Origin of the sequence: Pedobacter sp. KLB.chiD, from assembly GCF_047040275.1 — a bacterium.
In the GTDB taxonomy this organism is placed as follows: domain Bacteria; phylum Bacteroidota; class Bacteroidia; order Sphingobacteriales; family Sphingobacteriaceae; genus Pedobacter.
The window spans coordinates 4,883,617-4,896,543 of record NZ_CP178207.1 but is presented as its reverse complement, the minus strand read 5'-3'; the positions used below and the strand labels follow the sequence as shown (position 1 = coordinate 4,896,543).

Sequence of the window (12,927 nt, the reverse complement as noted above, 5' to 3'; positions counted from 1 at the left end):
TTAAAAGGGATGATTTTTCCCTAGTTTACCATGAGCAAACCAAACAGAATTAAGTTTTTATTTGATCAATATCTAAACAATCTCATCACAAAAGATGAATTGGCAGAGCTGAACCAATGTCTTCAGGACAATGAAGACGAATTACAGTTTGATGAGGTAATTAATGGATATTTTGATTCAACACCTCATTCCTTTCACCCAAAATCTAAAGCTATTGGCAATTTCGTGTGGAATGAAATAGAAAGGGAAATAGAAAAGGTTCAGCCTAAGCAGCAGAAATTGTTTTCTTCTCTGCAATATGTAGCAGCCGCAGCTGCCATCCTGATTTTTTTATTCACCACCATTTTCGTTTACAAATCCATTTATCCTAAAGATGCTGTTCAAAAAGATATTGCACATGACATCCTTCCAGGTACTCATCGGGCAACGCTACAGGCCGCTAATGGCAAAATCTATCAGTTAGAGGGCAGTAAACAGGAAATTATTGCGGATAAAAACGCAATCCGCTACAAAGATGGAGCATTGCTTGAAAAGGAAGAGCAAATTCAGGATTTTACTTTAAGTACACCAAAAGGCGGGCAATACCGACTTACTTTAGCAGATGGTACCAAAGTATGGTTGAACGCGGCCTCGTCTATATCTTATCCAAGTGCATTTTCAGGAAAAGAAAGAAGGGTTAGGGTTATGGGTGAGGCTTATTTTGAAGTGGCCCATAATGCTCAAAAACCTTTTATCGTAGAAACACAGGCGCAGGAAATAAAAGTTTTGGGAACGGCATTTAACGTCAATGCCTACCAAAATGAAGGGGTAACGGTAACCACGCTTGTTCATGGCCGGGTGCAACTCAATGGCCCTAACCTATCAAAACCGGCATATTTAAGTCCTGGAGAACAAGCTATATTAAACCGGAATGCTTTTCAGATTTCGCCTGTAGATGTAAGCGCAAATACAGCATGGAAAGATGGAGAGTTTATTTTTACGGCTACACCACTTACGGCAGTGCTTCGCCAGATTGAGCGTTGGTATAATCTGGAAATCGATTACAGTGGTATACCTGAGGATATCCAAATCCATGCCTCCATCCAACGCGACAAACCCTTATCTACAGTACTTTCAGCCCTTGAAAAAATTACCGGTTTAAAATTTGATATTGAAGGAAGGAGGGTAAAACTGATGAAATAATTTTACCAGTCGGCAAAAGTGGTGAGGACAAAACTAACCCATACCATCGCCTTATACCTATCAAACCAATCAACAACCAATAACCAACAAACTAATCACAATATGAACGATTTCCTTTTTTTTAAGGAGTATAGAGGGCGTATGTCCGGTTACAAAATTAATAGCAAATCTACTGATACCAATTCACGATTACCTTTCCGGTGGATTATCATTTTGTTTTTTTTATTCACGCTATCATTTTCGAATCAATTGTATGCACAAACCGTAACGCTTGATCTCAAAAATGCAACAATTATTAAGGCAACAACAGAAATTAGAAAGCAAACCAGGTATGATTTTACCTATAACGACCTCATTCTTAAAAAGGCAAAACCAGTTACATTAAAACTTGTTAAAGAGCCACTAAACAGCGCATTAAAAAAGCTGTTTTCTGGTCAGGATCTTGATTATGAAATCAAAGATCGGATCATCATCATCACTGAAAAGAAAGCCGGCATAACTAAAGAACCTAATAAGGATCTGGATGGTCCGGTAAACGGAAGTGTAACCAATGAATCCGGTAAACCGATGGAAGGCGTTACCGTAAGGGTAAAAGGCACCAAGTTTTCTACCCAAACCGACAAAAGTGGTCATTTTATTATTCCTGCTCCATATGCAAACAGTATGCTTGAAATTAATCATCTAGGTTACTATCATTTGGAAATTCCAGCACAACGGGCACGTGTGGTTTCACTTAAAATTTCTGCATCCGAATTGAAAGACATTTTGGTAAACACAGGTTATGAGCAAATTGATAGCCGTCAGTTAACCAGTGCAGTTACCAGCAAAAAAATGGAAGAACTGCATACCCCCGGCGTGAATACCATTAACAAATTATTGGAAGGCAGAATACCCGGACTGGTCTTTATGCAAAACTCAGGGCAGGTTGGCGCAGCACCTAAACTAAGAATCCGTGGAACATCTACTATTTTAGGTAACCGTGAACCACTATGGGTACTGGATGGCATCGTACTTCAGGATCCTGTAAATGTGAATCCACAATCCATAAACGACCTCGATTTTGTAAACTTATTAGGAAATGCGATCGCAGGCTTAAATCCTGAAGATATCGACCAGATTGATGTGCTAAAGGATGCTTCCGCTACCGCTTTATACGGCGCCAAAGCAGGGAATGGTGTAATTGTTATTACAACAAAAAAAGGCAAGCCTGGTAAACCAACTATTTCTTATTCAACCAATGTCACTTTCAACAGGCGTCCACGCTATTCAGACAGAAACATGAATATGATGAATTCTGAAGAACGCATGGATGTTTCGCAGGAAATGGTAGAAAGAAGAATGCAATACAACAATGTAACACAGTTTTCAGGTTATGAAGATGCCCTTCAGCAATATTATAAAGGGACCATCAATTATGATGAATTTAAACGCCAGAAAGATTACTATGCCAGCGTAAATACAGATTGGCTAGGTTTGATTACTCAGGATTCTTATTCACAAAACCATACCGTAACCTTGTCAGGAGGATCTAACCGAATCAAATTTTATTCTTCTTTAGGTTATCTGGATGAGCAGGGAACAATTAAAGGCGAATACAATAAGCGGTATTCTTCGGTAGTTAACGTAACTGCCGATTATGATAATTTTTTGGCGCAGGTAAGTTTTGCAGGGAACTACTCGTCCAGGAATTATTCTCCAGCTGATCTTGGCATTATGAACTATGCCTATAACACCAGCAGAACTTTGCCTGCTTATAATCCCGACGGCAGCTATTTTTACTATCCGGTTACCACAACCACCGGTCAGCTCTTTAATTACAACATCCTCAAAGACAAAGAATATAGCTCCGATCATACAGATCTCATTGCCAGTAATTTAAGGGCTTTATTAAGATTAAAAATCACACCAAAATTTAATGTAGAAGGCACCTTTGCCTATGCCATTAGTAATAACGATCAACAAATTTATTACACTAAAGACTCTTATTACACCGCCAAACTTCGGCAAGACTATAGTTTAAGATTTGATATGGCTCCAGTAGGAGGCGAATGGACAAAAAAAGAGGTTCGTAATAATAACTATACAGGCCGTTTACAAGCCAATTATGCTACCACGTTTGGTGCAGAAAACAAACATTCCCTTTCCATTTCCGCAGGTACGGAAATAAAATCGAATGAATACAATGGCTTTGACATCACACGAAGAGGATATTTCCCTGAAATGGGTGGTTACTTTGATATAGTACCTACAACTTACTCAGGCTACTATAACCAATGGATGTCTACCAAAGCTGCTTTAGGATCATTCAACCGTCAGCTTACTAACGAATTTGCCTGGTATGGTACAACAGGGTATTCTTACCATAATAAATATATTTTTAATTTTCACATTCGCGGTGAACAATCGAACCTGTTTGGAGTACGTTCAAATAATAAATTGCTGCCTATCTATGCCTTTTCAGGTAGGTGGAACATGAGAGAAGATGTAGCCAGAAATGCATCGTGGGTAAATGATTTAGCCCTGAAAGCCTCGTGGGGATGGCAGGGTAATATGCTTCCAGGGCAAACACCGTATATGATTATCAGACAGAATGCGTCTACTGATCCGTATTATAATTCTACGTCGGCAAATATTTCCAATTTCCCAAATCCGGATTTAAGATGGGAGCGCACCTCTTCATCTAATATTGCCCTGGATTTTGCCTTGTTTGGCAATAAAGTTACCGGATCTGTAGGTTATTTTTATAAAAGAACTCAGGATGCATTTCTGAATAAAACGGTATCAGAAATCAATGGGGTTCAAACTTATGTTATTAATAGCGGAACAATAGAAAATAAGGGGGTAGAAGTAGCTTTAAGCGTTACGGCCATTAATAATGTGGGTATGAATGAGTCTAAACGTGGTTTTGTTTGGCGTTTCGACCCGCAATTGGGTCAGGTGCTGAATAAAATTATTAACCAGGCCATCAACAATAGAAACAACGTTCTTATTGACAATATCAGTTACTCCAATTATCTGAGTGGTAATATTCAGCTGGCAGGCAAACCAATTAATACCTTTTATTCTTACAAATTTAAAAGTTTAAGTCCTGTTGACGGCTCCCCGATTTTTTACGGCTTAGAAAACGAGAATGCTGCAGAATACCAAAAACGCTATCTAAATATGGATAGGCAAGACGTTTACCTCGAAATCATGAGCGAATCTGGTCGTCGCGAGCCTTTTATTCAGGGTGGACTATCCAATTACTTCGGATATAGAAATTTTGGATTATCCTTTAACCTAAGCTATTCATTGGGAAACAAAATCCGGTTAATGAAAATTGCTTCAGGTTATGCCACTACCAGTGCCTATCCGCAGCAAAATTTACGTAAAGAATTTGTTTATCGCTGGCGCAGACCAGGCGATGAAGCTTATACCAATATCCCGGGGCTACAGGTTTCAAACAATGTAATTAACGCCTGGTGGCAAAACTATCCGACAAGCAGTCTTCAATTGGGTGGAAGTGCTTATGAGATGTACGATAATTCTGATGTGAGATTGGTTAGTGGAGATTACTTAAAATTGCAGTCGGCATCTTTCCGGTATACTTTTTCAGAAGCCTTAATCCGTAAATTAAAATTAAGTTCGGCATACCTCAGTCTCACCGGAACAAATTTATTCACCATCAGCAATAAAATGTTAAAGGGACAAGATCCAACTCAATCGGGTTCTACACCTAATATCAACCTTACAGTTAGACCTACTTATACTGCAAGTATTAATGTTTCATTTTAAAAGAAAACAAATTATGAGATATCTTTTAACCCTTTTAGCTTGCCTTTTGCTTCTTAGCTCCTGCAGCAAGTTTTTAGAAGAATATTCTACAGACCAGAAATACCTGGAAACCACCGATGACCTGAACAAAGTGATGATTGGTGAGTCCTTTATGAACAATGTATACAGTTTATCGATCTATAATCCGGCAACCATGGGAAATATCGCTTCAGAGACAGATTTTTCTGCACCATGGCTCCACGTAATGGATGATGACAGTGAAGCATTTGTACTTGGCGCTACTGACAGAGATCAGGCTACTCCGCTCTACATACTTTCTGGTTTTCACAACTGGGCACAAAATCCAACAGTCAACATTTTAGGCTTCGCCTGGACTGATATCATGTGGAAAAAGGTTTACAAACGCATTGGTGCCATCAATGCGCTTATTTATCAGGGTTCAGAACTGGCTGCAAAAAATCCGGCAGATGTAAACCTTAAAAGACTGCGTGGTGAAGCTTATTTCTTGAGGGCTTACTATTATTTCTTACTTCAGAATATTTATGGTGCTCCTTACCGTAAAGCAACCGCTGCAACCGATGAAGGTGTGCCACTAAAAATTTCGGAAAAAGTAGAAGACGTTTATTTCAAAAGAACCAATAACGAAACGGTGTATAAACAGATTGAGGCAGATCTTAATCAAGCTGCAGAATACCTTCAAGGCTATAATCCTACTACTAAAATCAGGATAGGCATTGCGGCTGTTAAATGTTTACAAAGCCGGATATATCTATTTACTGAACAATATGATAAAGTATTGCAGGTAACTAACGGATATGAAAATATGGGTTATAGTATGGTTGATTTAAAGCGTTATGTAGCCAACAGTAACTTTACTTACCGCAGTTCTACAGAAACCATATTCACTATGGGTACAAATGCTGTTCCTGCCGTTTTCCTTAACGATTCATTATCATCGTATGCTCCAGTCAATCGTATTGCTTCTGGTTTTAAAGCTTCTGATAATCTCATACAGAACTTTAGTTCAAATGATTTGCGTTTGAATGCTTTCTTTATGAAATCTGCCAAAACTAAATCGTGGCTTCCGGCTAAATACCGTACCTGGAAAACTTATAACGACCCTGAGCAGGTATCCTGTATTTTTTCTTTCCGTTTGCCAGAAATGCTGCTTAACCGGGCAGAAGCGCAAGCCATGTTAGGTGCTGATGGCGATGCCTGGAGTGAAATTCAGAAACTACAGGCGATGCGCTTTAACAATAATGGAGGTAGCCAGCAACCGGCATCTAACCAGGCCTTGGTAAATTTTATCCGGGATGAGCGTAGAAGGGAATTCTGTTTTGAAGGCCATCGCTGGTTCGACCTGAGGCGGTATGCGGTAAATTCCAAATACCCGCTTGGTACAGATTTTAACATCAAACACCCTACTTACAATTACGATGCGCAAAGTAATAGCTATACCCTTGCAGGATATTATGTTCTAAAATCTTTTGCACAGGATGCGGCCAGCTGGCAGGTACCCATCCCTAATTATGCCATAGAATTTAACAGGGGATCGCTAACCAACCCCATTCGCAGTGTCCGTAATGTTCAACCTTAACCCGATCAAGATGAAAAATATTTTATTCATTATAGCAGCATACTTTACAATTACGCTGGTTTCCTGCAGAAAAGAACCTTTTACCGAATTTCCTGATTATGATAAAAACTGGCTGGCGATGGAAGATAATCCCAATGATCCGGCTATTCATGCAAATTTCCAGTTTTATAAAGAAACAGGTATCCCTGTATTTGTTAATGACACTATTGGCTCGCAACAGCGTGTGGATGTTTTTGGTAAAAGTTACACCTACTACGAAGTTTTATCATTAAGCTATTCGCTGGGTGGCTTACAAAGTGGGCCGCCTCCTGTAGTGCAATCATTTACTTATTGCAATAAAGCAGATGTACCAAATGCGCTATCATTTTTAAGAAATGAGATCATACCTGTGATTAAAGGCAACATTCATGTGCCGAGTATCCTTTTGGTTGAAAACATGAGTACTAATGCTTTCGGAACCTATGCTTACAAAGGATTTAATACCGTCGTAGTTGCACAGGTTTCAAAAATCTCAACCATGAGCACTGCAACCAAAGCCGATTATAAAGCCGCGATATTAAGGTCAATGCTTACCAATGCAGTATTGGATAATAAATATGCGGGTATTCTGGATAAGTTTTATGCAGTATCGCGAAAGTTCGTAACCACCCGAGACGCCTATGGATTAGCTACTTATTTCTTAAATTCCACCAATGTTACCGGCTTACCGTCGGGAACTCCGATCACTTTACAGGCCATCGGCTTTCTTGGACCAGATGCCAGGATCTCGAGCTCCTCGCCCATATCTACCTGGTTAGATGTAAGTATGTATATCGAAGCTGCCATGGTGAATACAGATACTCAATTCAAACAAAAATACGCTGCCTATCCTAATATCCTCCTTAAGTATGGCTATATCCGCCAGATTTTAAATGATATGGGGATAAACTAACTAATCACAAAACAAATAACTGTTGGCAAGTACTTTAATCTTGCCAACCTCTAAACAATTACAAACTAAAAATGAAAAAAACACTAATTTTTTCTGCGATGTTGGCAATCTCTGCGTCGTCGTGGGCACAAAAGGCTGTCATCAAAGGAAAATTTCACAAGCTTTTACCAAATGGCAGGGAAACTCAGGAAGTTTTCTTCTCAAAGCCCCAGGATGGTGAGATTGAGGTTATTCTCCCTATGGTAAAAAGCAGGCAGGATCAGGTCTTCCGTGGAGAAGTAAAAAAGGAAGATTTGAATACCATCCGTTATGTAGGGGTATTTGATGAGCAATATGCGGTTTATCTGAAAGCTGGAGAGGAACTCAACGTAGATGCTGGTGACGGACAAATTACCTATTCGGGCAGTGTAAACAAAGAAAATCAGGTATTTGCCGATTGGTATAAAATGATAAAGCCATTAAGAAATTATGGGTATACTAAAGATGGTTATAGGTTACCTTCTGCCGGTTACCTTAAAATTATCGACTCGTTGAAAGTTCCGGTTGAGGAGTTTATTAAAAATATCAATACCGGAAACTCAGCCTTTGATAAGCAGGCCAAATATTTTTTAACTTATAGTTATAAATATGATGTGATTATTCCTACTGCTTCCGGTTTAAACATTGGAAAGAAAGATGAATATCCGGAAAGTCTGGTGAAATTTTATAATGATGAAAAATGGACCGATGCGAATATCTGGAGCTTGCCTATGGGTTATCATTACATGCTTTATTTCGCCTTTGTGAAACATATCATTTACAATTCTAAACAAGGAATGGCCGCAGATTTTCTGATCCCGGAAATTTCCAATAAAGAGTTAAAAGCTAAATTTATTGTGGCACAGGCAGAGAGAGGTGCAAATATGAACTTTGTTAACTACCTGGAACGTAATGAGCAGTATATGCAAACCAATCAACAGCGCGATAAAATGAAAGCAATGTTGAAAAGAGCCCGTATGCAAAAACCTGGTGGGGAGTGGATTGACTTTTCTTATCCTGATGCGAGCGGTAAAATGCACAAATTGTCAGAAAACCTCGGAAAAGTGGTTTTGATCGACGTTTGGGCTACCTGGTGTGTACCCTGCCTCAAAGAACAACCTGCACTTGAAGAACTCGAAAAATCTTTCGAAGGTAAAGATGTTGTCTTTATTAGCCTGTCTATTGATACAGACAAAGCCAAATGGCAAAAAATGGTAGAGGAGAAAAAATTATCGGGTTTACACTTATTTACGAATAACAAAGGATCAGTTGTTAACGACTATGAGGTTACAGAAATCCCTAGATTTATCTTATTTGATAAAAACGGAAAAACGGTAAACATCAATGCTCCTCGTCCTACTGACCCTAAATTAAAAACCCTTATTGAAGCTACACTAAAAGGAGAAAAATCAACAACAAAATGAGAAAATTAATTATTTTGACCATCGTTTGCCTAAGCACATTAGGGTGGAAATCTACATCTGCTCAGGGAATAAATTTCGAAACGACCAGCCTCGCAGTGGCCATGGGCAAAGCAGGAAATCCGGCTGAACCGAAATTGATTCTAGTAGACTGCTATACCACCTGGTGTATTCCGTGCTTGGAAATGTCTCAACAAGAATTTCCTAAAAAAGTCGCCGGCGACTATTTTAATCCCAAATTCGTATCCATCAAATTTGACATGGAAAAGGGCGATGGGCTGGAAATTGGTAAGAAATACAAGGTAACGGCTTATCCCACCTTTCTGATTTTAAATGCTCAAGGTCAGGAAATCAATAGAGTTGTTGGTAAAGCAACTGCTGAAGAATTTATAGAAAAAGTAAAAAGTGCATTAGACCCTAAAAACTCTTTAGCGGGTTTAAAAGCCGCTTATGACGAAAGCAAAAATATGCAAACGGGGTTTCCTTACGCCCTGGCCCTTTATCAAAGTTCGAAAGATCCATCACCCGTGCTGGAAGAACTATTTGATAAGGCACAGGATTTTGAACGGTTCAGCAAAACCTATCTTGAATTGGCTTTTGGCATCACGAAGTTTGGTAGTCCCTTTTTCAGAAAATTAATGTTGGAAAAAGCGAAAATTGATGCGGCTTGGGGTACCGAAGTTACGAATCGGATCATATTTGACAAAATCCGTAAAGACATGTACCAAATTGCCAATGAAACTGCCGGAAAATACAATATTGTTTATACGCCAAAAGAAGTAGAGGAGATTGCCTATACTGTATCCTTGCTCAAGTTACCTCAGGATAAAGCTGAATCACATATGTGTCGACTTGCGCTTTATGTTATTAATCAGGATTTAGATGGACTAATTGCCTATTATAAACGCCATATTGCCCTGATACCAAATACTGATGTATTTAAAGATATGTTAGATGGGATGTTAATGCAGAAGATGGCTAAAGCTAATGAGAAGCAAAAAATTGCAATCAAAGAATATTTTACAGGATTAGTGAAGATTCATGATAGGGAAGCTCAAAGATATCGGTCGCTAGCTGAAAATCTGAATAGAACAGCTGTTAAATAGGCCGAGGGCTAATGAATAAGAAGATGTCAGCAAAAAAAACACTTAAAAAGGGCTTGTGTATCGCAACCGCGATATTCTTTCTTGCAGTTGGTGCCACCTGTGCGCAAACCTTTACTGATGATGCCAGAATTTTAGCAACGTACCAGAAGTCGTTAGATTCGTTATTTCTAAAAGTAAAAAGCGTTACCGCAGATGATGTTAAAACGCAATTAGCAGAAAATACCCAGGCTATTTCACTAAATTTACTGAAAACGGATAAAAGGGAAAAAACCGGAAACGAAATCTATGAGTTAGCTAAACCTGCAACGGTAACCGTAGGTATTGCCTATCTTTGTCCGAGATGCAGCAATTCTCATATCAGTGAATCTTCCGGGTACGTCATAGATCCGAGTGGCATTGTCGTCACCAATTATCATGTAGCCGCAATGTATGCCAACATTGGCGATGGGAATAAGCCTCTCGGACTTACCGTTAGGATGGCTAACGGTAAGATTTATGCCGTAAAGAGTATTCTTGCCTGTTCTAAAACAAATGATCTTGCCATAGTTAAACTGGTAACTGATGGCGAAAAATTTCCTGTTTTACCACTGGCAGAAGCCGGTAAGGTTGGTGATGATGTATATGTTCTGGGCCACCCTAAAGGCATGCATTACTTTTTTAGCAAAGGCATCGTTACCAATAAATACATGGAGGAAGCTGGTGAAATTAATAAGAAATTTTTCCGCGAAATGATGGCCATATCAGCAGATTATGCAACGGGATCCAGCGGTGGACCGGTAATGGATCGTTATGGGAATGTGGTTGGTACGGTATCCAATACCAAAATGTTTACCCATAGCGAAATGAACCCTAGTGTACAGATGGTGGTAAAAAATACAGTACCTGTTGAATCACTGTGGAAACTGATACAATCGGGATCAAAACATTAAAATTCATTAATGCTGTTTCCACCTTAACAGCACGCTAACAATACCTGCGATTAAAAACCGCAGGTATTTTTTTGATTCCAAAAATTGCATCCTGCCAATCAACGTAAAATTTACCCCTGCCTGATTAAGCATTTAATATCTTTGTCAGATGGAACAAGTATTGGATAATCCGATTTATTATGCCTTAACATCAGGGCATAGCCATATCTCAAAAGGAACCGATCAGGTAAAATATTACGTTGAAGATATCACCGCATTTGCCGGCCTGAAAGATAATTCGCAGGAAAATCTAAACACACTCTATCAGATCAGTCCGTTAGAAAGCCTTTTTGTATTTTTCTCAAAAACACCAGTAGAGATACCCCGACAGTGGAAACTTTTAAACCAGATCGACATGTTTCAATTTATTTTTCGTGGCAGAGAAATACCAACAGCAGATGCAACAGGAATAACCGACCTTGATCTGAAACATGTTAAAGAAATGATTAACCTGGTAGAACTGACCAAACCCGGACCGTTTCTGGCCAAAACCATCGAACTTGGCAATTACACAGGCATATTTGCAGAAGGTAAGCTGGCTGCCATGGCCGGTCACCGGTTTTTCCCGCGCCCCTATCGTGAAGTGAGTGCCGTTTGTACGCACCCTGAGCATTTAGGCAAAGGTTATGCCTATAAAATTTTACAGGAACAGATTAAACGCATACTGAACCGTTCTGAAATCCCTTTTCTACATGTCAGAAATGACAATGAGGGCGCTATTAAACTTTACCAAAAACTTGGTTTTGAAATCAGAACAGATATGATAGCATACGTCATCAAAAAATAGAAGCTTAAACCAAGAAGAGAATGTTTCTAAATAGAAAACCGATCCGAAATTAATGTGCTGATGTTTTAGTTTTGCACCAAATTAAAACATACATGTCAAAAACAAAACTTACCATTAACAATAACGGCTCTGTTAAAATAGAGGGCGATTTCGAAATAGTAGATAGAAACGGAAATACTTATGGCCTGCAGGGCAGAGAAGTAGTATCGATCTGCCGTTGTGGTTTATCAAAAAACAAACCTTTTTGCGACGGCGCCCATAAAGGCCATTTTGAGCATGACGCCATTGCATTTGATCTTCCGCCAAAAAAAGTTTAATAAACAGCATTTAAAAGCATCAATCTTCCCAAGGTTGGTGCTTTTTGTTTCAGGCTTCATTTTTACCTCAACCTTTTTATGCCATTTGGTGTTAAATGAATAAATAATCAACATCATGGCAAAAGAGAAGAAAAAAAGCAAAAAGAAAAAGGACAAAAAGAAAGGCAAAAAAAAGAATAAGTTAGGCGTTAAAAACTCCTTGGTAAACAACATTAATGCCCGAAAGAAAAAAGGCAAATCTAGATCAAAGAAGAAGTCAAAAATCAGTAAAAAAGCATACAAAAAGATGCAAAAAGGCTGGAAGAAGTAATTAATGAAGTTTGGTGCTACTGTCTTCGTGAAATTTACCGACAACTATTCAATAGCTACTGATATTCAAAAAGATAGTAGCACCCTCAATTAAAGCTTGTAACTTTGTATGATGGGACCAAGAAGACAAGACCATAATAAAGAAAGCTGTGCGGCAAGCCTAAATGCGGTAAAAGATGCCCTGTATGTATTAAATGGGAAGTGGAAACTTCCATTGATTATTGCTTTGCAGGACGGCCCTAAGCGATTTAATGAAATCCAGAAATCGCTTGGTGAAATTACGCCCAAAATATTATCGAAAGAACTTAAAGATCTGGAATTAAATGAGTTTCTGGTCCGAAAGGTATTTTCTACCGCTCCCGTTATTGTAACTTACGAACTCACACCTTACAGTGAATCGCTTGACCGGGTAATTAATGAGTTAAAAGATTGGGGCTTAAAACATCGCGAAAGGTTGGTTAAAAATAGAAAGACCGAATCCACAGTTGCAGAATTAACAGCTTCATTATAGGGCCCA

Annotated in this window: 11 protein-coding genes; all 11 read left to right on the top strand. The window is 39.0% G+C overall.

The features are described from left to right. The first annotated feature begins 30 nt into the window (after positions 1–30). The 11 genes from ACK1I8_RS20285 to ACK1I8_RS20235 all read left to right on the top strand — a co-directional run bounded on the left by ACK1I8_RS20285 (position 31) and on the right by ACK1I8_RS20235 (position 12,921). Positions 31–1,182 carry a FecR family protein gene (locus ACK1I8_RS20285; protein ID WP_412467083.1) on the top strand — a complete coding sequence of 384 codons (1,152 nt, stop codon included), beginning with the start codon at positions 31–33 and terminating at the stop codon, positions 1,180–1,182. A gap of 102 nt (positions 1,183–1,284) precedes the next feature. Continuing rightward, positions 1,285–4,956 carry a SusC/RagA family TonB-linked outer membrane protein gene (locus tag ACK1I8_RS20280; RefSeq protein WP_412467082.1) on the top strand — a complete coding sequence of 1,224 codons (3,672 nt, stop codon included), beginning with the start codon at positions 1,285–1,287 and terminating at the stop codon, positions 4,954–4,956. A 13-nt stretch (positions 4,957–4,969) separates the two neighbouring features. Continuing rightward, complete coding sequence (locus ACK1I8_RS20275) at positions 4,970–6,553, top strand: RagB/SusD family nutrient uptake outer membrane protein (protein ID WP_412467081.1); 1,584 nt, start codon at positions 4,970–4,972, stop codon at positions 6,551–6,553. 10 nt (positions 6,554–6,563) lie between these two features. After that, a complete protein-coding gene (locus ACK1I8_RS20270; RefSeq protein WP_412467080.1) occupies positions 6,564–7,484 on the top strand; it encodes a hypothetical protein in 921 nt (306 codons plus the stop codon). 71 nt (positions 7,485–7,555) lie between these two features. Next, on the top strand, positions 7,556–8,926 hold the full coding sequence (locus ACK1I8_RS20265; protein WP_412467079.1) for a TlpA family protein disulfide reductase: 1,371 nt from the start codon (positions 7,556–7,558) through the stop codon (positions 8,924–8,926). After that, entirely contained in the window at positions 8,923–10,029 is a 1,107-nt protein-coding gene (locus ACK1I8_RS20260; protein WP_412467078.1) for a thioredoxin family protein, read from the top strand. Before ACK1I8_RS20265 ends, ACK1I8_RS20260 begins: the two co-directional genes overlap by 4 nt. Positions 10,030–10,040: 11 nt before the next feature. Further along, complete coding sequence (locus ACK1I8_RS20255; RefSeq protein WP_412467077.1) at positions 10,041–10,958, top strand: S1 family peptidase; 918 nt, start codon at positions 10,041–10,043, stop codon at positions 10,956–10,958. Positions 10,959–11,106: 148 nt separating this feature from the next. After that, a complete protein-coding gene (locus ACK1I8_RS20250) occupies positions 11,107–11,784 on the top strand; it encodes a GNAT family N-acetyltransferase (RefSeq protein ID WP_412467076.1) in 678 nt (225 codons plus the stop codon). A gap of 92 nt (positions 11,785–11,876) precedes the next feature. Further along, complete coding sequence (locus ACK1I8_RS20245; RefSeq protein WP_412467075.1) at positions 11,877–12,101, top strand: CDGSH iron-sulfur domain-containing protein; 225 nt, start codon at positions 11,877–11,879, stop codon at positions 12,099–12,101. 115 nt (positions 12,102–12,216) lie between these two features. Then, a complete protein-coding gene (locus ACK1I8_RS20240) occupies positions 12,217–12,411 on the top strand; it encodes a hypothetical protein (protein ID WP_090984532.1) in 195 nt (64 codons plus the stop codon). Positions 12,412–12,519: 108 nt separating this feature from the next. After that, the gene (locus ACK1I8_RS20235) at positions 12,520–12,921 is read left to right on the top strand and encodes a winged helix-turn-helix transcriptional regulator (RefSeq protein WP_412467074.1); all 402 of its coding nucleotides are present in this window, start codon (positions 12,520–12,522) and stop codon (positions 12,919–12,921) included. Positions 12,922–12,927 lie beyond the last annotated feature (6 nt).